Source organism: Pseudomonas sediminis, from assembly GCF_039555755.1.
Classification (GTDB): domain Bacteria; phylum Pseudomonadota; class Gammaproteobacteria; order Pseudomonadales; family Pseudomonadaceae; genus Aquipseudomonas; species Aquipseudomonas mendocina_D.
Genome location: NZ_CP154631.1, coordinates 2,536,229 through 2,557,337 on the forward strand (window position 1 = coordinate 2,536,229; position 21,109 = coordinate 2,557,337).

The 21,109-nt window shown below is 64.0% G+C and carries 20 protein-coding genes; 3 read left to right on the forward strand and 17 right to left on the reverse strand.

What is annotated here, in order from left to right; genetic code table 11:
• Window positions 1-84: 84 nt before the first annotated feature.
• The 4 genes from AAEQ75_RS12005 to AAEQ75_RS12020 all read right to left on the reverse strand — a co-directional run bounded on the left by AAEQ75_RS12005 (window position 85) and on the right by AAEQ75_RS12020 (window position 2,123).
• Window positions 85-390 (reverse strand): urease subunit beta, encoded by a 306-nt coding sequence (locus AAEQ75_RS12005; protein WP_343348963.1) that lies wholly within the window; start codon window positions 388-390, stop codon window positions 85-87.
• A 7-nt stretch (window positions 391-397) separates the two neighbouring features.
• Complete coding sequence (locus AAEQ75_RS12010; protein ID WP_343348965.1) at window positions 398-898, reverse strand: GNAT family N-acetyltransferase; 501 nt, start codon at window positions 896-898, stop codon at window positions 398-400.
• A gap of 3 nt (window positions 899-901) precedes the next feature.
• Window positions 902-1,204, reverse strand: a complete 303-nt coding sequence (gene ureA, locus AAEQ75_RS12015; protein WP_256836128.1) for an urease subunit gamma — start codon at window positions 1,202-1,204, stop codon at window positions 902-904.
• Window positions 1,205-1,286: 82 nt separating this feature from the next.
• A complete protein-coding gene (locus tag AAEQ75_RS12020) occupies window positions 1,287-2,123 on the reverse strand; it encodes an urease accessory protein UreD (protein ID WP_343348968.1) in 837 nt (278 codons plus the stop codon).
• A 178-nt stretch (window positions 2,124-2,301) separates the two neighbouring features.
• On the opposite strand from AAEQ75_RS12020, the gene AAEQ75_RS12025 reads away from it, so the two are divergent.
• A complete protein-coding gene (locus tag AAEQ75_RS12025) occupies window positions 2,302-3,015 on the forward strand; it encodes a sulfite exporter TauE/SafE family protein (protein WP_343348970.1) in 714 nt (237 codons plus the stop codon).
• A gap of 66 nt (window positions 3,016-3,081) precedes the next feature.
• Here the strand turns inward: AAEQ75_RS12025 and AAEQ75_RS12030 are convergent, their stop codons facing one another.
• The 5 genes from AAEQ75_RS12030 to AAEQ75_RS12050 all read right to left on the reverse strand — a co-directional run bounded on the left by AAEQ75_RS12030 (window position 3,082) and on the right by AAEQ75_RS12050 (window position 7,112).
• Window positions 3,082-3,840 (reverse strand): SDR family NAD(P)-dependent oxidoreductase, encoded by a 759-nt coding sequence (locus AAEQ75_RS12030; protein ID WP_343348972.1) that lies wholly within the window; start codon window positions 3,838-3,840, stop codon window positions 3,082-3,084.
• Window positions 3,841-3,978: 138 nt separating this feature from the next.
• On the reverse strand, window positions 3,979-4,737 hold the full coding sequence (locus tag AAEQ75_RS12035; RefSeq protein ID WP_316913937.1) for an amino acid ABC transporter ATP-binding protein: 759 nt from the start codon (window positions 4,735-4,737) through the stop codon (window positions 3,979-3,981).
• Window positions 4,730-5,392 (reverse strand): amino acid ABC transporter permease, encoded by a 663-nt coding sequence (locus tag AAEQ75_RS12040; protein WP_343348976.1) that lies wholly within the window; start codon window positions 5,390-5,392, stop codon window positions 4,730-4,732. The genes AAEQ75_RS12035 and AAEQ75_RS12040 overlap by 8 nt, the downstream gene beginning before the upstream one ends.
• A gap of 10 nt (window positions 5,393-5,402) precedes the next feature.
• Complete coding sequence (locus tag AAEQ75_RS12045; protein WP_017678737.1) at window positions 5,403-6,044, reverse strand: amino acid ABC transporter permease; 642 nt, start codon at window positions 6,042-6,044, stop codon at window positions 5,403-5,405.
• A 186-nt stretch (window positions 6,045-6,230) separates the two neighbouring features.
• Entirely contained in the window at window positions 6,231-7,112 is an 882-nt protein-coding gene (locus AAEQ75_RS12050; protein ID WP_343348979.1) for a transporter substrate-binding domain-containing protein, read from the reverse strand.
• A 176-nt stretch (window positions 7,113-7,288) separates the two neighbouring features.
• On the opposite strand from AAEQ75_RS12050, the gene AAEQ75_RS12055 reads away from it, so the two are divergent.
• Window positions 7,289-8,782, forward strand: a complete 1,494-nt coding sequence (locus AAEQ75_RS12055) for a PLP-dependent aminotransferase family protein (protein ID WP_343348981.1) — start codon at window positions 7,289-7,291, stop codon at window positions 8,780-8,782.
• Window positions 8,783-8,856: 74 nt separating this feature from the next.
• On the opposite strand, the gene AAEQ75_RS12060 is transcribed toward AAEQ75_RS12055, so the two are convergent.
• Window positions 8,857-10,176, reverse strand: a complete 1,320-nt coding sequence (locus AAEQ75_RS12060; protein WP_343348983.1) for an aspartate aminotransferase family protein — start codon at window positions 10,174-10,176, stop codon at window positions 8,857-8,859.
• Window positions 10,177-10,358: 182 nt separating this feature from the next.
• Here AAEQ75_RS12060 and AAEQ75_RS12065 point away from each other — a divergent pair, with 182 nt between their 5' ends.
• Complete coding sequence (locus AAEQ75_RS12065; protein ID WP_343348985.1) at window positions 10,359-11,144, forward strand: aldolase; 786 nt, start codon at window positions 10,359-10,361, stop codon at window positions 11,142-11,144.
• A gap of 127 nt (window positions 11,145-11,271) precedes the next feature.
• On the opposite strand, the gene urtE is transcribed toward AAEQ75_RS12065, so the two are convergent.
• The 7 genes from urtE to AAEQ75_RS12100 all read right to left on the reverse strand — a co-directional run bounded on the left by urtE (window position 11,272) and on the right by AAEQ75_RS12100 (window position 21,080).
• Entirely contained in the window at window positions 11,272-11,970 is a 699-nt protein-coding gene (gene urtE / locus AAEQ75_RS12070; RefSeq protein ID WP_099522645.1) for an urea ABC transporter ATP-binding subunit UrtE, read from the reverse strand.
• 84 nt (window positions 11,971-12,054) lie between these two features.
• Window positions 12,055-12,897, reverse strand: a complete 843-nt coding sequence (gene urtD / locus AAEQ75_RS12075; RefSeq protein WP_041976655.1) for an urea ABC transporter ATP-binding protein UrtD — start codon at window positions 12,895-12,897, stop codon at window positions 12,055-12,057.
• Window positions 12,894-13,985, reverse strand: coding sequence for an urea ABC transporter permease subunit UrtC (gene urtC / locus AAEQ75_RS12080; RefSeq protein WP_099522643.1), 1,092 nt, complete (start codon window positions 13,983-13,985; stop codon window positions 12,894-12,896). The genes urtD and urtC overlap by 4 nt, the downstream gene beginning before the upstream one ends.
• Window positions 13,985-15,553: an urea ABC transporter permease subunit UrtB gene (gene urtB / locus AAEQ75_RS12085; protein ID WP_343348990.1), complete on the reverse strand. Its 1,569-nt coding sequence runs from the start codon at window positions 15,551-15,553 to the stop codon at window positions 13,985-13,987. The genes urtC and urtB overlap by 1 nt, the downstream gene beginning before the upstream one ends.
• Window positions 15,554-15,725: 172 nt before the next feature.
• On the reverse strand, window positions 15,726-16,991 hold the full coding sequence (urtA, locus tag AAEQ75_RS12090) for an urea ABC transporter substrate-binding protein (protein ID WP_059390392.1): 1,266 nt from the start codon (window positions 16,989-16,991) through the stop codon (window positions 15,726-15,728).
• Between the two features lie 663 nt (window positions 16,992-17,654).
• On the reverse strand, window positions 17,655-18,251 hold the full coding sequence (locus AAEQ75_RS12095) for a MarC family protein (RefSeq protein ID WP_343348994.1): 597 nt from the start codon (window positions 18,249-18,251) through the stop codon (window positions 17,655-17,657).
• A 42-nt stretch (window positions 18,252-18,293) separates the two neighbouring features.
• A complete protein-coding gene (locus AAEQ75_RS12100; protein ID WP_343348996.1) occupies window positions 18,294-21,080 on the reverse strand; it encodes a hybrid sensor histidine kinase/response regulator in 2,787 nt (928 codons plus the stop codon).
• Between the last annotated feature and the right edge of the window lie 29 nt (window positions 21,081-21,109).

Sequence of the window (21,109 nt, forward strand, 5' to 3'; positions counted from 1 at the left end):
CTCGTCCCGTAGGGTGCGCCGTGCGCACCGTCGTTATCCGCGTTGCTCGTGGTGCGCATGGCGCACCCTACGAAAATTTGTATCTCAAAGATCGCCCATCACCCGGCCGGCGAAGCCGAACACCCGGCGTGCACCGGCCAGATCGACCAGCTCCACGTCACGGCTCTGCCCCGGCTCGAAACGTACGGCAGTGCCGGCCGGGATATTCAGGCGCATACCGCGAGTACTGGCACGGTCGAACAGCAGGGCGTCATTGGTTTCGAAGAAGTGGTAGTGCGAGCCGACCTGGATAGGCCGGTCGCCGCTGTTGGCTACGGACAGGGTCAGGGTGCGGCGACCGGCGTTGATCTCGATCTCGCCGTCGGCAATCTGGTATTGGCCGGGAATCATGGGGTGCTCACTCCAGAATCAGTTGCATGAAAGTCAGATCCAGCCAGCGGCCGAACTTGCGGCCGACCTGGGGCATCTGCCCGGTGGTGACGAAACCGAGGCGTTGGTGCAGGCGAATCGAGGCGGCATTTTCCGACTCGATGGCGGCGACCATGACGTGCAGGTTGGCGGCGCGGGCGCGTTCGATCAGCGCCTGCATCAGCGCCGGGCCGATGCCCTGGCCGCGTTGGTCGGCACGTACGTAGACCGAGTGCTCGACGGTCTGACGAAAACCTTCGATGGTGCGCCAGGTGCCGTAGCTGGCGTAGCCGACTACCTCGCCGGCGGCGTCATGTGCGACCAGCACGGGAAAACCCGCTGCAGTGCGCTCGGCCAGCCAGGCGCGGCGGTTGGCGAGATCCACCAGGGTCTCGTTCCAGATCGCCGTGGTGTGCTGCACCGCGTCGTTGTAGATGGCCATGATGCCGGGTAGGTCGGCTTCGCCAGCGTCGACTATGGAATTACTCATGAGTTACGCAATCGGCTGGTGCACGGTCACCAGCTTGGTGCCGTCAGGGAAGGTGGCTTCGATCTGGATCTCCGGGATCATCTCCGGCACACCTTCCATCACCTGATCGCGGGTCAGCAGGGTGGTGCCGAAGTGCATCAATTCGGCCACGGTCTGGCCGTCGCGTGCGCCTTCGAGCAGGGCCGCGGAGATATAAGCCATGGCTTCCGGGTAGTTCAGCTTGACTCCGCGCGCCAGGCGGCGCTCGGCCACCAGGCCGGAGGTGAAGATCAGCAGCTTGTCTTTCTCGCGTGGACTCAGATCCATCGTGTTACTCCATTGGGGCGTATGCCAGGCATCGCCGGAATGCGTCGTGGGGTAGGGCGGATGTCGCTTTTTACATCCGCCGTCATGTGCTCCAGATACGGGGTGGGCGTGCCTCGCGCCCCAGCAACGCCGGGCGCAGCAGGCGCCAGAGCTCGATCAGCCAGGCACGTGCCTTGAGTGCTTCACTGGCCAGGCAGCGCGCTACAAGCAGGCCTGAAATCTGGCTGAGGTCACCGCGTACACCGTCGATCTTCAGCTCCCGGCAGCGTTCCAGTAAATCACTGTCTACATCGGCGCTGATCAGCAGGGTGGCGAATACCGGCTGGCCGTCGAGGCCGATGGGCGAGTCGAGCAGGCCGTCGCCGCCGCTCACGCGCTGGCGCTCGTGCCACAGCAGCTTGCCATCGCGGCGGATGTCCAGCGCGGCCTGGAAGTGGCCGCTGGCAAAGCGCTCGTCGGCAGCGGGTCGGCCGAGAGCGACGATGTCCCAGTAGAACAGACGAGCATCGCCGTGCAGCTCGATCTGCGTGTGCAGTTCGGCCTGGGCGCCGGCATAGATGATGGTTTCCTGCGGCAGCCATTCCAGGGTCGCGCCAGCGTCGACGCGCAGGCGCAGATCCTGCCGAGCGACCCCGGCCGCGCGATACCACTTGGCCGCGCCTGGGCTGGTGAGCTGCACCCAGGTGTTCTCGCCGGCATGGGCGCTGATGTCCAGAACGTCGCCGCCGGCAATGCCGCCGGGCGGGTGGACGATGATGTGCTGGCACACCTCCGGGCCTTCGGCATACAGGTGCTTCTGCACTCTTAATGGACCTAGGTGGCGTCTCTGCACTGGAGTGGTGCGTTCGCCGTGGCGCGCGTAGGCCAGCTCCAGCTCGGCAGGCCAGCTTGGCGTGAACAGGGCGGCAGGCAGATTCATGTTGAGGCAGCGGTTCCGCAGGATAGTTGACCGAGTGGGCAAGCAAGAGGCGTGCCCTGAACCAATTCGGTGCGCATTACGCTGTTTGCGGCGGTGGCCAGTCGCACTGCCGTATCTGGCTCTGCCTTCTCGAGCCTGGCCGGCTCTAGAGTGGGGCGTCGATTCGTGCGGAGCGCTCATGTTCACTTTTATCGCCTTTGCCGCCGGGTTGGTGCGCGGCTATAGCGGCTTCGGTTTCGCCATGTTGATGGCGCTCGGACTGATGCTGCGACTGCCGCCTGCGGAAGCGGTGCCGGTGGCGCTGATTCTCGATGTGGCCTGCAGCGTGACACTGTGGCCGGCGGCGCTGCGTGTCGTGCATGGGCGCGTGCTGGGGCGTCTGTTGGTCGGCGTGCTGCTGGCGGTGCCGCTGGGGGCCTGGCTGTTGCTGTGGCTGCCGGCGCACATCATGGCGCCGCTGGTGGCGGTGCTTTGTCTGTGCGGGGGCATAATAGTGTTATGGCGGCCGTCCGTTGCCACACCGGTGAGCCAGGGCATGGCCTGGTTGGCGGGCCTGGCATCAGGGCTGGCGACTACCATGGCTTCGGCTGGCGGCCCGCCCTTGATGATCTACCTGCTGCGCAGTGGCCTCGATGCGCGCCAGTTGCGCGCTACGGCGGTGCTGTTCTTCCTCGCCAGCAGTGGCGCTGCGCTGATCGGGTTGGGGCTTGCGGGTGTGCTGAGCGGCGCGTTGTGGCGGCTGGCGCTGGAACTGGCATTGCCGGCGCTGGCCGGCAACCTGCTTGGCCAGTGGCTGCATCCGCGCTGGCAGCCGTTACCGCTGCGGGTGCTGGTCGGTGGGCTGCTGGTGCTGCTGTCGCTGGGGAGTCTGTTGCGGGTGTTGTGCGTGTAGGGCAGGGGCATCACCAGACACGGGTGGTCTGGCGGGTTGCACCCGCCCTACGGTGAGCTATGACCTTCAATCGCGGTCGACGGCGAAGGGCGACCAGGCCTGGCGGCTCGGCATGATTTCCAGACGGTTGATGTTGATATGGTCCGGCAGGGTGGCGACGTAGAAGATCTGCTCGGCGATATCTTCGGCGGTCAGCGGTGTGGTAGTGCCGTACAGCGCGTCGGAGGCAGCCTGGTTGCCCTTGGTGCGTACCAGGGTGAATTCGGTTTCGGCCATGCCGGGGGCGATGTCGGTGACGCGCACGCCGGTCGATACCAGGTCGCAACGCAGGTTGAAGCTGAATTGTTTGACGAAGGCCTTGGTGGCGCCATACACGTGGCCGCCCGGGTAGGGCCATTCGCCGGCCACCGAGCCGATGTTGATGATGCTGGTGCCCTTGCCGATTTCCAGCAGCTTCGGCAGCACGGCGTGGCTGACGTTGACCAGGCCGGTGACGTTGGTGTCGATCATGGTGTGCCAGTCTTGCAGGGCAACCTTCTGCGCGGCTTCCGGGGCCAGCGCCAGACCGGCATTATTGACCAGCACGTCGATACGGTCGAAGGGTGCCTGCAGGCCGTCGACCAGCGCTTTCACCGCGGCGGCATCACGTACGTCGAGCGCAGCGATGTGCACCGGCACCTTGTCCTGCAGTTCGGCCTTCAGTTCTTCCAGGCGCTCCATGCGTCGGCCACTGAGTACCAGGGCCCAGCCGGCCTCGGCGAAACGTCCTGCCGTGGCGCGGCCGAAACCGGATGTCGCGCCTGTGATGAATGCCACCTTGCTCATGGATAACCTCGTTTTGCTATCAGGGTTCATGGCCTGCTCCTGTACCCTCTATCGGGCGCAGCTCGAGCAGTCCTTTTGCTGCGGTGTGCCAGTGTAAAACCTTGGCCTAAAGGCCGCGCTCCACAGCTGGTCGCGGATTCATGCGGACAGTTCGAGAAACTTGCGCACGCGTTCGGTTTCCGGGTTGGTGAAGAACTTCTCCGGGGCGGATTTCTCGATCAGCAGGCCCTTTTCCAGGAACACCACCTGATCCGACACCGCGCGGGCGAATTCCATTTCGTGGGTAACCACGATCATGGTGTAGCCCTCGCTGGAGAGATTCTTCATCACCGTCAGCACTTCACCGACCCGCTCCGGGTCGAGTGCCGAGGTCGGCTCGTCGAACAGGATCACCTCCGGGCTCATGGCCAGGGCACGGGCTATCGCCACGCGCTGCTTCTGCCCACCGGAGAGGGTGTAGGGAAAGGCCTCGGCCTTCTGTTCCATGCCGACTTTTTCCAGCAGCGTCTGGGCGATGGCGCGGGCCTCGTCCTTGCGCATCTTCTTCACCTGCATCGGTGCTTCCATGACGTTCTGCAGCACGTTCAGGTGCGGCCACAGGTTGAAGCTCTGGAACACCATGCCGGTACGCGCGCGAATCGCCGCCAGGTCGCGGTTGTTCATACGCTTGCCCTGGGCATCCACACCGATGCGCTGGCCGGCGATATGAATGCTGCCGCGATCCGGTTCTTCGAGCCAGTTGATGCAGCGCAGCAGGGTGGATTTGCCCGAGCCGGAGGAGCCCAGCACGCTGACCACCTCGCCCTTGTTCACGGTCAGCGAGATGTCGCGCAGTACCTCGACGCCGTCGAAGCTCTTGGAAAGATTGTCGATCTGTACCGCAGGTACGTCAGGCATGTTCAAAACCTCGTGTGGCACCGAACCGGCTCGCCCACTTGAGCGCCAGTTCCAGGCAGATGCTGATGATCCAGTACAGGGCGATGACCACGATGAACGCCTCGGTGGGGATGAAGTAGGTGGCTTGCACCGAATTGGCTGCGGCGGTCAGTTCCTGCACGGTGATGATGGTGAGAAAGGCGGTGTCCTTGAGTGCGTAGATCAGCTGATTGCCGAGCAGCGGACGGGTGCGGATCACCAGTTGCGGCAGGATGATCCGCCAATACAGGCGAGCGGGGCGAAAGCCATGAGCCTTGGCCGCCTCGACCTGGCCGAGCGGCAGCACCAGGCGTGCGCCGCGCAAGATCTCGGCGAAGTACGCCGCGTGATAGATGGCCAGCGCGACAAGGCCCGCGCCCCAGGCGCTGGGCTTGATGCCGAGCGCCGGCAGGCCGTAGTAGAGCAGGTAGGCCAGCACCAGGAAGGGCAGCATGCGCATCAGATTGATCGCCCCGCGCAGCAGCGTCGACAGCCAGTTGCGGGCCTCCAGCAGGTAGACGCTGAAACAGCCGATGACGAAGGCTGCCAGCACCGACAGGACGAACAGGATCAGCGTGTTGAGTGCGCCGTTGAGGAAGGCGTCGCGCGCCTCCCAGATGATGCTCCATTCGGTCATGGTGGCGTCCTCACATGGCCAGTCGGTTGGCTTTTTTCTCGGCGATAGCCTGCACCTTGAGCAGCACGCCGATGATCAGCATGTACAGCAGGGCAGCGGCGAGAATCGGTGGCAGCGGCTCGTAGGTCACGGCGCTGATGCGGTTGGTCACGCGGGTCAGATCGACGATGCCGATTACCGCGATGGCCGGGCTGCTCTTGATCAGGAAGGACATCTCGTTGACCAGGCCGGGCAGGCTGCTGGTTATCATCTGCGGCAGCATGATGCGACGGAAGAACACGCCATTGGTCATGCCGCAGGCCAGCGCCGCTTCCTTCTGCTCGCGGGAGAAACTGATGAACGCCGTGCGCCAGACCTCGGCGTTGAAGGCCGCGGTGTTCAGGGTGAGGGCGAGAATCGCTGCCGTGTTGCGATCCATGGCCAGGCCGAAGGTCGGCGCCGAGAGGAAGATGAACAGCACCAGGGTGACCAGCGGCGTGGCGCGAGCCAGGCTCACGTAGAGCACCAGCGCCTGTTCCACGAAGGGAATGCGCGCCATGCGCAGCAGGGCGATACCCAGGCCGATGACGACGCCCAGGGCAATGGCGATCGAGGAGATCCACAGAGTCGTCCAGGCGCCTTCGAGCAGCAATAACCAGGCTTGTCCGTTCATGTCGGGCTCCAGGGAAAGGGATGGGATGTTGCAAGCAAGGTCAGGGCCAGAGCTGGCCCTGATAGACGGCAGTGCGTTGGCGATGAGCATGTAGGGTGCGCCCTGTGTATCGACGCGCGGCACCATCTACGCCGGTGCGCGGCGCACCCTATGCGGCCATGTCAGAGACGTGGGCGCAGCCCGCTGTCACATGCCGGCCAGTTCGTGGAACTGCTCGACCTTGGTGATCGGCTCCTTGGGCATGGCCGGGAAGGCTTCGCCGAACCACTTGGTCTGCAGCTCGGCCAGTCGGCCGCTGTCGCGAACTTCGGTCATGAAGCCGGTGAGGAACTCCAGCAGCTCGGGGCTGTTCTTCGGTACCGGCCAGGCGGCGAAACCATCACCGGACACGGCAATGCCCTTGGCGAAGGTATCGCCACGGGTCTTGACCAGGTCGTTGACCGAAATCAGCGCGTTGATCACGTAGTCCAGGCGACCGTTGGCCAGGTCGGCGTAGGCCTCCGGGTAGGACGGGTATTCGGTCACGGTGCCGATCTCGCAGCCTTTGTCAGCCATCATCTTCTTCAGCTCTGGCAGGCGCGCGAGCAGGGCACTGCCGGCCTGCAGGCCGACGGTCTTGCCGCACAGGCTGGCGATATCGCTGAGGCGGTCGTCGCCTGCGCGCTTGACGTAGAAGTGCTGCGCCGAGGCGAAGGGCGGGGCGAAGTTGAACACGCGCAGGCGATCGTCGGTGACCAGGGCGCCGGTGAAGGCCATGTCGTACTGGCCGGACGAAACCGAGGCGAGCAGACCGGTCCAGGGCAGGATTTCCTGCTTCACGTCGAAGCCCTGCGCTTTGGCATAGGTCTTCAGGTCCTCGAACAGCTCCTTGTGGAACCCCTCCGGCTTGCCGTCGACGATGAAGTTGAACGGCGCGTAGTCATCCTCGGTGGCAACAGTCATCACGCCCTTGGACTTGATGTCGTCGAGGTCGGCGTGGGCGCTCAGCGAGGCGCCGACCAGGCAACTGGCCAGGGCCAGCTTGCGCAGCAGGCCGAAGGGTTTGGAATCGATTTTCGATGGCTTCATGGGCGTGCTCCAGAGGTGTCGACAAGGGTTGTCCAGGCCGCTCGGCGGCGGTTTGGTTTTCACCTTAGAGACGCCTGACGAGCCGGCGATAGGGGCAGTTCCGGCCTTTGTTCTGGCCAGCGACAGTGGCGCGCTACTTGCTACATCACAGGGTTGTTTGGCTGTTGGAGGGCGCCATGATCGACCACTTTTACCACCTTGATTTCGACCGTCAGCGCGGCCTTCAGGAGCAGCTTCGCGAGTCGCTGGTGTCGGCCATTCTTGGCGGCGGTTTCCCGGCCGACGAGCCACTGCCGTCATGCCGCAAGCTGTCCCAGCAGTTGTCGGTCTCGCGCAATACCGTGGCGCTGGTGTACGAGAGCCTGCTCGACAACGGCTACCTGGTCAGCCGCCCGCGCAGTGGTTACTACCTGCACCCCGATTACTGCGGGCAGACCGATGCCGTATTGCGCATGACGCCGCTGCGAAAACCGGAACCGTCCGACGACAGCAGCGCCGCCACTGCCCCGGATTGGGCCGCGCGCTTTCGCATGCAGCCCAGTTTGAAGCACGGCGTATTGCGCCCGAGCAACTGGAGCCGTTTCACCTACCCCTTCATCTACGGTCAGCCGATCAGCGAGCTGTTCCCGCTGGAGCGTTGGCGCGAGGTATCACGCAAGAACCTCAGCGGTGAGCGCGACCAGCTGTGGCTGGGCGACCGTTTCGACCGTGACGATGAGCAACTGATCGAGCAGCTGCGCACCCGCGTGCTGCCCAAACGCGGTATCTGGGCGCGAGCCGACGAGATTCTGGTGACCCTCGGTTCGCAGAACGCGCTCTATCTGCTGGCCAGCCTGCTGATGGCGCGCGGTGTGCGCGTTGGCGTGGAGAACCCTGGCTTTCGCGATGCGGCGAGCATCTTCGACATTCACGGCGCCAAGGTGCACCTGCAGGATGTCGACGATCAGGGCCTGGTGGTGGACCGGCGTCTGGATGACTGCCAGTACCTCTACGTGACGCCGGGGCACCAGGTGCCCACCGGCGTGGCGATGAGCGCGGCACGGCGTGAACAACTGCTGCGGCAGATTCGCGAGCACGACCAGGTGCTGATCGAGGACGACTACGACGCCGAATTCAACCTCGACAACCACCCGCTACCGGCGCTCAAGGCCAGCGACAGCAGCGGCCGGGTGATCTATCTGAGCAGCCTGTCCAAGGCCTTCTCGCCGGGGCTGCGCATCGGCTACATGGTGGCCGACGCCGAGCTGATCGACGAACTGCGTGCCCTGCGCCGGCTGATGTACCGCCACCCGCCGCTGAACAACCAGCGCATGCTCGCCGACTTCCTCGCCCAGGGGCATTACGACGCGCACCTGCGGCGTTTTCGCGAGGAACATTGCCGCCGCCGCGAGCTGCTCTACCAGGCGCTGCGCAGTGACCTGAGCGATTGCCAGCCCATGGGCAGCCCAGGTGCCAGCTCCTGCTGGCTGGCGGCACCACGCGGTGTCGATACCCAGCGCCTGGCCTGGGCGGCGGCGCAGCAGAGCGTGTTGATCGAGTCCGGGGCGCAGTTCTTCCTTGGCGAGTGTGCAGCGCCGACCAACTTCATGCGTCTGGGTTTCCATGCTATCGATGCCGAGCGCATAAGACCGGGGGTGCAGAAACTGGGTGAGGTGCTGTCGGGGTTGTGAAGAGCGGTCGCGGCTAAAGCCCTTCTCACAAATGCTCCGTGACTCTGTGGGAGGGGCTTTAGCCGCAACGGTTATCAGACAAAGCGCGGCGCGAACAGGGCGAACACTTCATCAAAGATCGCCAGCGCCTCGTTTACCTGCGCGGCGCTGACGATGCACGGCGGCACCACGTGGATGCGGTTTTCCACCACGAAGCTGAGCAGCCCGCGCGCGGTCAGCGCGGCCTTCATTTCCTGCATCACCGGTGCCGGCATCGGCGTCTTCTTCTGGGCATTACTGACGAACTCCAGCGCCCAGAACAGGCCCACACCTCGGGCCTCGCCGATCATCGGGTAGCGCTCGGCCAGCTTCTGCAGGCCTGGGCCGAGCACCTGGGCGCCGATGTCACGGGCATTCTCCACCATGCCTTCCTCACTCATCGCATCCAGCGTGGCGACGATGGCGGCCATGGCCAGCGGGTGGCCGGAGTAGGTCAGGCCGCCAGGGAAGAAGTGATTGTCGAAGTGCTCGCAGATCGGCTTGGAAATCATCACGCCGCCGGCCGGGACGTAACCGGAGTTGACGCCCTTGGCGAAGACGATCAGATCCGGCACCACGCCGAAGTGCTCCAGCGCCAGCCAGGCGCCGGTGCGGCCGAAGCCGGCCATCACTTCATCGAGGATGAGCATGATGCCGAACTCGTCGGCCAGCTTGCGCACGCCCTGCATATAGCCTTTTGGCGGTACGAGGATGCCGGCAGTGCCGGGAATGCTCTCCAGCAGTATCGCGGCGATGGCGCCCGGCCCTTCGCACTCGATGACCCGGCGCAGATGCTGCAGGGCACGCGCGCATTCTTCTTCTTCGTTCGCCGCATTGAACTCGCTGCGGTACAGGTAGGGGTTGAAGAAGTGCACGTGGCCACGGGCGTATTCGTTGGGCACGCGGCGTGGGTCGCCGGTGGCGACGATGGCCGCGCCGGTGCTGCCATGGTAGGAGCGGTAGGCGGAAAGGATCTTGTCGCGACCGGTGTACAGGCGCGCCATGCGCATGGCGTTCTCGTTGGCATCGGCGCCGGCGTTGGTGAAGAACACCTTGGAGAAACCAGCCGGCGCGCGGGCGAGGATGCGCTTGGCCGCTTCGCCACGCATCAGGTTGGCGGTGGCCGGGGCGATGGTAACCAGGCTACCGGCCTGTTCCTGAATGGCGGCGATCACCTTCGGGTGCTGGTGGCCGATATTGGTGTTGACCAGTTGGCTGCTGAAGTCGAGGTAGCGTTTGCCGTCGTAGTCCCACAGGGTGCAGCCCTCACCGCCGGCAATCACCAGCGGGTTGAGGGCGCCCTGGGTCGACCAGGAATGGAAGACGTGCTGGCGATCCAGATCGTGGACGTACTGGTTGCTGATCGGTGTGCTCATGATGACCTCGGGCTGGTCGTTGCGGATGGCTGCACCATAGGAACAAAGCGGCCGTGTGCCGTAGGGCCAGATGCCGGAAATGGCTGGGTCAGCGCGTCTGGCTCGCCGATATCGGGCAACTGTCCCTAGGCGCCTGGTGTGCAAAGGCTAGGCTGGAGGCATCCGTTTTCAGGAGTGAAACCATGGCCCACGCATTTGAAATCAACACCGCCCCGCTGGCGTCCACAGAGGGCCTGAACAGCGCCGAGATCGTCCAGGCACGTATCGACCTGGCCGCCTGCTTTCGCATGGCGGCACGGCTCGGCATGGGCGAAGGCATCTGCAATCACTTTTCCGTGGTGGTGCCGGGACGGCCCGAGTTGTTTCTGGTCAATCCTTATGGCCTGGCCTTTGCCGAGGTCACGGCCTCGTCGTTGTTGATCTGCGATTTTGACGGGCGCGTGGTGCTGGGCGAGGGCCGCCCGGAGGCCACGGCGTTTTTTATTCATGCCCAGTTGCACCGCCTCAACCCACGCGCTACGGCAGCCTTTCACACCCATATGCCCAACGCCACGGCGCTGTGCATGCTGGAGGGCGAGCCCTTCGTCTGGGCCGGGCAGACCGCGCTGAAGTTCTACGAGCGTCTGGCGGTGGATGAGGATTATCAGGGCCTTGCGCTGAATGATGCCGAGGGCGAGCGCATCGCCCGCGCGGCAGGTGATGCCGATGTGGTGATGCTGAAGAACCACGGCCCGTTGGTACTGGGGCCGAGCATTGCCGAAGCCTGGGACGATCTCTACTACCTGGAGCGCGCTGCCGAGGTGCAGCTCAAGGCCATGGCCAGCGGTCGGCCGCTGAAGGCCGTGGCACCGGCGATTGCCAGTGCGGCGTGCCGGCAGATGCTGCAGGGCAACGCCGAAAGCGCGCACCTGCATCTTGAGAGCGTGAAACGCCAGTTGCTGCGCGAGGGGGCGGATTTCGCCGAGTAACTGGTTGGTGGGCGGGTGAGGCGTCGCCCACCCTACAAATCGCTCGCCTGCCGTAGGGTGGGCTTCAGCCCACCAATTGACGCTCCCTGGATGGATCAGGCGGGTTACACCCGCCCTACGTTCCGCATCAGATCGCTACCAGCCCGCGTACGCCTTCGGTTTCCATGTTCTCGCCACGGCCCTGCTGGACGATCTCGCCACGGCTCATTACCAGGTACTGGTCGGCCAGTTCGGCGGCGAAGTCGTAGAACTGCTCCACCAGCAGGATGGCCATGTCGCCGCGAGCGGCGAGCTTCTTGATCACTACGCCGATCTCCTTGATTACCGAGGGCTGGATGCCTTCGGTGGGCTCGTCGAGGATCAACAGGCGTGGCTGGCTGGCCAGGGCGCGACCGATGGCCAGCTGTTGCTGTTGGCCACCGGACAGGTCGCCGCCACGGCGATGCTTCATCTCGCGCAGCACCGGGAACAGCTCGTAGATGAATTCCGGCACGGCCTTGGCCTGGCTGCCGGGAAAACGTGACAGGCCCATCAGCAGGTTCTCTTCCACCGTCAGGCGGCCGAAGATCTCGCGGCCCTGGGGCACGTAGGCGATACCAGCGTGTACGCGCTGGTGCGGTTTGAAAGCGGTGATGGGTTTGCCTTCCCATTGCACGCTACCGTCCTTGGCCGGGATCAGACCCATCAGGCATTTGAGCAAGGTGGTCTTGCCCACGCCGTTGCGGCCAAGCAGGCAGGTGACTTCGCCGACCTTCACGTCAAACGACAGGCCACGGAGGATGTGGCTGCCGCCGTAATACTGGTGGAGTTGTTGGACTTGCAGCATATCGATGTCCTTAAGCATGCGGTGCGCGTGGCGCACCCTACGGGATAAACCGCGCCGGGTAGGGTGCGCCGTGCGCACCGACTGTCAGCGACCCAGATAAACCTCGATCACCCGCTCGTCGTTCTGTACCTGTTCCAGCGAGCCTTCGGCCAGTACGCTGCCTTGGTGCAGTACGGTGACGTGGTCAGCGATGGAGCCGACGAAGCCCATGTCGTGCTCGACCACCATCAGCGAGTGCTTGCGTGCCAGCGATTTGAACAGCTCGGCGGTGAACTCGGTCTCGGCATCGGTCATGCCTGCCACTGGCTCGTCGAGCAGCAGCAGATGCGGCTCCTGCATCAGCAGCATGCCGATCTCCAGGAACTGCTTCTGGCCATGGGAGAGCAGGCCAGCCGGACGGTTGCGCGAGGCTTCCAGGCGGATGGTGGTCAGCACCTCCTCGATGCGATCCTTCTGCTCGCCACTGAGCCGGGCGCGCAGGCTTGCCCATACCGACTTGTTGGTCTTCTGCGCCAGTTCCAGGTTTTCGAACACCGTCAGTGCTTCGAACACCGTCGGCTTCTGGAATTTGCGGCCGATGCCGGCCTGGGCGATCTGCACTTCGCTCATGGTGGTGAGGTCGTACTGCTCGCCGAAGTAGGCCACGCCGTTGTCCGGGCGGGTCTTGCCGGTGATCACGTCCATCATTGTGGTTTTACCGGCGCCGTTCGGGCCGATGATGCAGCGCAGCTCACCGACGCCGATGTACAGCGTCAGGTTGGTCAGCGCCTTGAAACCATCGAAGCTGACGTTGATATCTTCCAGCGTGAGGATGGTGCCATGGCGGACGTTGACGCCCTTGCCGACGTTCTTGCCGGTGTCCAGCGCCAGGCCGGTGGGGTCGAAAGCGGCTTCGAGCATGGTTTCAGGTACCGGAGTGGCTTTCATTGATCCTTCTCCTTGCGCAGCAGGCCAACCACGCCGCGTGGCAGGAACAGGGTGACGACGATGAATAGCGCACCGAGGGCGAACAGCCAGTATTCCGGGAAGGCCACGGTGAACCAGCTCTTCATGCCGTTGACCAGGCCGGCGCCAAGCAGCGGGCCGATCAGCGTGCCGCGACCGCCCAGGGCGACCCACACGGCGGCTTCGATGGACTGCGTCGGTGCCATTTCGCTGGGGTTGATGATGCCCACCTGCGGCACGTACAGCGCGCCGGCCAGGCCGCACAGCACCGCGCTCAGCACCCAGATGAACAGCTTGTAACCGCGTGGGTCGTAACCGCAGAACATCAGGCGGTTCTCGGCGTCACGCAGGGCCGTGAGCACGCGGCCAAACTTGCTGCGTGCCAGGCGAAAGCCCAGGTACAGGCTGCCCACCAGCAACACCACGGTGGCGAAGAACAGCGCCGCGCGAGTGCTCTGCGCGGTGATGTCGAAGCCGAGGATGCGGGTGAAGCCGGTAAAGCCGTTGTTGCCGCCGAAGCCGGTTTCGTTGCGGAAGAACAGGAGCATGCCGGCGAAGGTCAGCGCCTGGGTCATGATCGAGAAGTACACGCCCTTGATCCGCGAGCGGAAGGCGAAGAAGCCGAACACCAGGGCCAGCAGGCCGGGCGCCAGCACCACCAGGCACATCGCCCAGAGGAAGCTGGAGGTGCCGTACCAGTACCAGGGCAGCTCGCTCCAGGCGAGGAAGCTCATGAACGCTGGCAGGCCGTCACCGGCACTCTGGCGCATCAGGTACATGCCCATGGCGTAGCCACCGAGGGCGAAGAACAGACCGTGGCCCAGCGACAGCATGCCGGCGTAGCCCCAGACCAGATCCAGCGCCAGGGCGACTATGGCGTAGCAGAGGATCTTGCCCACCAGGGTCAGCGAATAGGCCGAGACGTGCAGAGCATGGTCGGCCGGCAACAGGTGCAGCAGCGGCATGGCCAGCAGCACGGCCAGCACCAGCAGGCCGATGGCCAGCGAAACCTGCGGGCCGAGCTTGGCGCTGGCGCGGGCCAGCAACGTTTGATTGAGTGGCATTGTCATCAGTCGATCACCCGTCCTTTGAGAGCGAAGAGGCCTTGCGGGCGTTTCTGGATAAACAGAATGATCAGCGCGAGGATGAGGATCTTGCCGAGCACCGCACCGATCTGCGGTTCGAGGAACTTGTTCACCACGCCCAGACCGAAGGCCGCCAGCACGCTACCGGCCAGTTGCCCGACGCCGCCGAGCACCACCACCAGGAAGGAGTCGATGATGTAGCTCTGGCCGAGGTCCGGGCCGACGTTGCCGATCTGGCTCAGGGCCACGCCGCCGAGGCCGGCGATGCCCGAGCCGAGACCGAAGGCCATCATGTCCACGCGCCCGGTGGGCACGCCGCAGCAGGCTGCCATGTTGCGGTTCTGGGTTACCGCGCGCACGTTCAGGCCCAGGCGCGTCTTGTTCAGCAGCAGCCAGGTCAGGACCACGACGAACAAGGCGAAGCCGATGATGACGATGCGGTTGTACGGCAGCACCAGGTTCGGCAGCACCTGCATGCCGCCAGACAGCCAGGCCGGGTTGGCCACTTCGACGTTCTGCGCGCCGAAGGTGACGCGTACCAGCTGGATCAGGATCAGGCTGATACCCCAGGTGGCCAGCAGGGTTTCCAGCGGGCGACCGTAGAGATGGCGGATCACCGTACGCTCCAGCGCCATGCCGATGCAGGCCGTGACCACAAAGGCGATCGGCAACGCGGCCAGTGGGTAGAGCGTGAGGTATTCGGGCGCCAGGCGTTGGAAGCTCAGCTGCACCACGTAGGTGGTGTAGGCGCCCAGCATCAGCATTTCGCCGTGGGCCATGTTGATCACCCCGAGCAGACCGAAGGTGATGGCCAGGCCGAGGGCGGCGAGCAGCAGGATCGAGCCAAGCGACAGGCCGCTGAAGGCCTGGCCGAGCAGTTCGCCGATCAGCAGTTTGTTCTTCACCTGGGCCAGGCTCTGCTCGGCAGCGGCGCGCACGGTGGCATCGCTTTCTTCGCCATCGAGCAGGCTTTGCAGGCGCGTGCGGGCCAGCGGGTCGCCGGTCTTGCCCAGACGCTCCACGGCAGCCAGGCGCACGGCTGGGTCGCTGGCCTCCAGCTGCAGATTGGCCAGGGCCAGGGTAATGGCGTCACGCACGTTCTCGTCTGCTTCCATGCTCAGGCGGCTTTCCAGCAAGGGCAGCAACGCTGGCGGCGTGTTGCGTTGCAGTTGCTTGGCGGCAGCGAGGCGTATAGTGGCGTCGTGATCGAGCATTTGATGGCTGGCCACGGCGAAGGTGACCAAGCCGCGCAGGCGGTTGTTCAGGCGCAGTTTGCGTGGCGTGCCATTGGCTTCGGCGTCGCCATCAGCGGCTTGCCAGGTGCCGTCCTGTTCGATGAAGGCACGTTTGTCGGCATCGCTGCCGACGCGGCCCTGCTGCAGAGCTTGCAGCAGTGGCATGCGTTCGGTGCTGGGCGTGGCGGCCCAGTCCTGCAGCAGTTTGGCCTGTTTGCTGGCGTTGGCAGCGACGAAGTCGTCGGCCTCGCCAGCCTGTGCCGCCAGTGGCAGCAACAGCAGCAGGCTCAGGAGAATTCGGGTAAGGGCAGTGGGCATAAGGGTGTCCTTGGCATAGCCCGGATGACGTCCGGGGCGAGCTTCCCGGATTGCATCCGGGCTACGGCGACCCTCTCCCCGCCCCTCTCCCGCAAGCGGGAGAGGGGAGACAAGCGGCACTGCAACTCATTGACGAGCTGTGGTTACCGCATGCGGGAGAGGGGCTTTTGCCTTAGTTCGACTTCACCGGGGTATCGGCTTTCTTGTCGTTGCCTTCGATGTACGGGCTCCACGGCTGGGCGCGGATCGGGCCTTCGGTTTCCCAGACCACGGAGAACTGACCGTCATCCTGGATCTCGCCGATCATTACCGGCTTATGCAGGTGGTGGTTCTTCTCGTCCATCTTCAGGGTGAAGCCGCTCGGCGCCGCGAACTCCTGGCCAGCCATGGCTTCACGCACCTTGTCGACGTCGGTGGTACCGGCTTTCTCGACGGCCTGCGCCCACATGTGGATGCCCACGTAGGTGGCTTCCATCGGGTCGTTGGTCACCACGGTGTCGGCGTTCGGCAGCTTCTTGGCTTTGGCGTAGGCTTTCCAGTCGGCGACGAACTTCTCGTTGACCGGGTTCTCCACGGACTGGAAGTAGTTCCAGGCCGCGAGGTGGCCGACCAGCGGTTTGGTATCGATGCCGCGCAGTTCTTCTTCACCCACGGAGAAGGCCACCACCGGCACTTCGGTGGCTTCCAAGCCCTGGTTGGCCAGTTCCTTGTAGAACGGTACGTTGGAGTCGCCATTCACAGTGGAAACCACGGCAGTTTTGCCGCCAGCGGAGAACTTCTTGATGTTGGCGACGATGGTTTGATAGTCGCTATGACCGAAGGGGGTGTAGACCTCTTCGATGTCCTTGTCGGCGATGCCCTTGCTGTTGAGGAAGGCGCGCAGGATCTTGTTGGTGGTGCGCGGGTAGACGTAGTCGGTGCCGAGCAGGAAGAAACGCTTGGCGGCGCCGCCGTCTTCGCTGAGCAGGTATTCCACCGCCGGGATCGCCTGCTGGTTTGGCGCTGCACCGGTGTAGAACACGTTCGGCGACATCTCTTCGCCTTCGTACTGCACCGGGTAGAACAGCAGGCCGTTGAGCTCTTCGTACACCGGCAACACGGATTTGCGCGATACCGAGGTCCAGCAGCCGAAGGTCACCGCGACCTTGTCCTGGGTCAGCAACTGACGGCCACGCTCGGCGAACAGCGGCCAGTTCGATGCCGGGTCAACCACCACTGCTTCAAGCTGCTTGCCGAGTACGCCGCCTTTGGCGTTGATCTCGTCGATGGTCATCAGCGCCATGTCTTTCAGCGACGTTTCGGAAATGGCCATGGTGCCGGACAGCGAGTGCAGGACGCCGACCTTGATGGTCTCGGCGGCCTGGATGGACCAGCTCAGGCCCATGGCGGCGATGGAAGCGGAAAGGGTAAAGGCCTTGATCAGGCTGCGACGTTGCATGGTGCGTTCTCCATTCTCATTTTGAGTAAGTGGACAGCGTTGTTATTGGTCATGCGTTAAGGTCATGGCCTGGCTGCACCGGCATCGGCTCTACGCGCCGGTAAGCGCCGTGTCGCCTGTGCAAGTCGAGTAAATGCCCCCTGCCTTGCTGACCTCTATAAGGCCCTTCAGCAATTGCTGTGCCTCTTCCGTACGATGAGTCAGGATCGCCGGCGCCGCTCAGCTCGATACGCTGCGTCTGGACGCGGTGCAGCCGCCCCGCAATACGCGCCTGCGCGTGGATTTTGTGGTGTACGCGGGGCTTTTCGTGATTGCCGGTGATTGGCCGTGAACGGTTGCGCCGAGGGTGAGGCGGCAACGCCGATGCCCTGTCTTTCGCACCATCCAGGTGCGAATCAGCGCCTGCGGTGCAGGCAGGTGTTCATTCGTGGGGCGCTAGCAGGGACGGCGCGCCGCTTCGAGTTCGAGCGCGTCGAACCGGGCGAATATCCGCAGACGACCCTGCCAGGCACGGCCTAAGTGCGCCTGGAGAAAATCTTCGCGTTGCAGGCGATGCAGGGCGCATCGCTGCTCGTTTGCGGATTGCCGGGGGAGTGTTAGACACGATTGCTGCGAACAGCCTGCCCTGGACGTTGGTGCAGGCGTTCGTCAGGTACCGGGGTTTCAGAGCACCAGGTAGTTCTTCACCCCGGTGAAGATGATCTGCGCCGCCAGGGCGCAAACGAACAGCCCCATCAAACGGCTGACGATCTGCAGGCCCTGGTCGCCGAGCAGGCGCTCGAACTGGTTGGACAGGTACAGCACCACGCCCACGGTGAGGCTGGCGAGGAAGATCGCTGCCACGGCCACCAGTTTGTCGTCCCAGTGCGGCTGGCTGGCGCCCATCAGCAGCAGGGCACCGATGGTGCCGGGGCCGACGGTCAGGGGGATGGTCAGCGGGACGATGGTCACGTCCTGCTGTACGTTATCGCTCTGCACCGCCGATTTGCCCTGGGCCATGCCGAGGGCGGAGATGAACAACACCGATCCCGCGCCGATGCGGAAGGCGTCGATGGTGATACCGAACAGGGTGAAGATGTGTTTGCCGAACAGGTACAGCAGCACGCTGGCGATCAGCGTCGCCAGCGCCACTTTCCAGGCCAGGCGCTTGCGCTCCTTGAGGGTGTAGCCGCGGCTGAGGCCGATGAAGCAGGAGAGGACGAAGAAGGGGCTGTAGAGCACCAGCATCTTCAGGTACAGGCTGAACAACTCGGACGCCATGGCGGCAGGCTCGCAGAAAGGCAGTGAAGGTAAAGAAGACTATCAGTGTGGCAGCGCATCACGCTGGCGGCGCAGCTCGCGCTCGGCGATCCAGTGCTCGATCAGCTCGCGCAGTTGTGACAGCTCCACCGGCTTGGACATGTGGCCATCCATGCCGACGGCACGTGCGCGCTCCTTGTGTTCGCTGAGGATATGCGCGGTCAGTGCCACCACCGGTGTACGCGGGCGTTTCTCGCTCTTTTCCCAGGCACGCAGCTGTTCGGTGGCGGAGAAACCATCGAGCACCGGCATTTCGCAATCCATCAGCACCAGGTCGTAGGGCTGCGCTTTCATCGCACTGAGGGCTTCCTCGCCGTTGCTGGCGGTGTCCGGCTTGAGGTTGAGCTTGCCGAGCATGCCGCGAATCACCTTGGTCGAGATGCTGTTGTCTTCGGCCACCAGAATGCGGAAGTCGGCCGGCACGTTCAGTGGTGTACTGACCGGAGTAGGCGCTGCCTGGGCGGGGGTATCGTTGGGGCGCTGGGCCAGTTCGTCGGCCAGGGTGGTCTTGAGCGTGTAGCCGGCCACCGGCTTGGCCAGGATGCGCTTGATCCCGGCGTTGCGTGCAATCACCTTGCTCGGCGCGTTGCTGATGCCGGTAAGCATGATGATCAGGATGTCATGGTTGAGGCTCGGATCTTCCTTGATCTTGGCGGCCAGCTGCATACCGGTCATGCCGGGCATGTCTTGGTCGAGCAGCACCGCATCGAAGTACTCGCGCATGTGCGCCTTGGTGCGCAGCAGCGCCAGCGCCTCCTTGCCGGAAGGGACTGCACTGACCTGCATGCCCCAGGCGTTGCATTGCTGCATCAGTACCTTGCGGCAGGTGTCGTTGTCGTCCACCACCAGCAGGCGCGCGCCTTGCAACGGGCTGTCGAGGTCGGCTTCTGGCTGTTCCAGGCGGGCGGCATCCAGCGGCAGGGTCAGCCACAGTGTGGTGCCCTGGTTGCCGCTGCCCTGGATGCCGAACTCGCCGCCCATCAGACGCACCAACTGGCGCGCGATGATCAGGCCGAGGCGCCCGCCCAGGCGGGTGGCGGAGAGGAAGTCGCGGCTCTGCAGTTCGGTGTTGAGCAGGGCGTCGCGCTCCTCCGGCAGCAGTGGACGACCGCTGTCCTGTACGGCGACGCGCAGACGATGTTGACCGTCGCCGCTGTCGAGGGCGGCGACCAGAAGAATCTCGCCCTCGTCGGTCTGCTTGAAGGCGTTATCCAGCAGGCTCAACAGAGCCTGGCGCAGGCGCGTCGGGTCACCGCTGATCACTCGTGGCACCTGTGGCTGGATGAAACTGATCAGCTCCACGCGCTGTTGTTCGGCCTTGGCGCGGAAGATGTCGAGGCAGTCTTCGATCAGCGCGCCGAGGTCGAACTGCACATCGTCCAGTTCAATCTGCCCGGACTCGAGCTTGGAAATGTCGAGGATTTCGTTGATCAGGGTAAGCAGCTCGTTGCCCGAACTGTGGATGGTCTGCACGTAGTCGCGCTGCTTGGCCGACAGCGGCGTGCCCAACAGCAGCTCGGTCATACCCAGCACGCCGTTCATTGGCGTGCGGATTTCATGGCTGATCTTGGCCAGGAACTCAGCCTTGGCTTTCAGCTCGGCACTGCTGGCAGCCAGGGCGGTGCTTTCCTGCAGGGTGTCGCGCTGGATCTGCCGCTGCCGCTCGGTCAGCGACACGCTGAGGATCAGACCGGCCAGAGTGGCAACGCTGAATACGCCCAGCACCAGCCAGCCCGGATTGAGCTGATCGAAGCCGAGTAGTACCGGCACGAAGAAACCGAAGCCCATGTTGAACACCAGCATGCCTAAGGCGATCAGGCGTGCCGGCTGATAACCGGCGCGCCAGTGCAGGCCGCTCACCAGCAACAGGTTGATCGCGCTCAGGGCCACCAGCAGGTAGACCAGCGAGCTGTACCAGAACAGACCGGTGACGACGATGCACAGCGCATAGCCCAGGAGCAGTAGAGCATTACCCCGCAGCAGGCGGTTCAGGGGGCTGTGCTGTACTGGCGTGCCGTGCATGAAGCTCAGGCCAAAAGCCAGGGCGCTGAAGGCGGCGAACAGGGCAGAGAGGTCGGCGATCAGTGACTGGTTGTAGCCCAGGCTGGGCAGCCATTGGGCGAAGATGCCGAGGTTGGCCGACGAGCACACGGCCAGGCCGATGTTCACCCCGGCCAGCCACAGACCACTGGCGCTGCGGCTGTAGATGAAGCGGATGAGGTTGTACAGGGTCAGCAGCAGCAGGGCGCCGAAGAGCATGCCGTAGAGATAGGCGGGCTTTTCCAGGCTGACCAGTTCGGCTTGATCCATGACCTTGAACCAGGTCATCAGCGGGTGGTTGGAGGTCAGGCGGACATAGGCGACGCGGGCCTGGCCGTCATTCGGCAACGGCATCAGGTAGAAGCGCGACGGCAGCGGTCGCGAATCCAGCGGCATGGCCTCGCCGGTGTGCAGGTTCTGCTCCAGCACACCGTCTCTCAGCAGGTAGTAATCGAGGTACTGCACCCGTGGTGAAAAGATCCACAGCCAGGCGGGTTGCTGCTGCGGTGCGAACTCGGCACGCAGCCAGACAGCGTGATCACTGGGCGGGAAAGTAAAGGACTGTTTGCTGAGGGGTTTGAACTGTTGGCGCTGGGCGCGGACTTCTTCAAGGCCCAGGCGGGCGCTGGCGTCGACCAGATAGGACCAGCTGTGCGTGCCGGTAGGGGCTGTGTTCGCCGTGGCTGTCAGGGCAAGGCCAAGCAACAGCAAGCTGGCGAGTAGTCCGATGGCAATCCTGAGCCGGCGCACGGGCAAAATCCTTCTAAATGAGTGGCCGG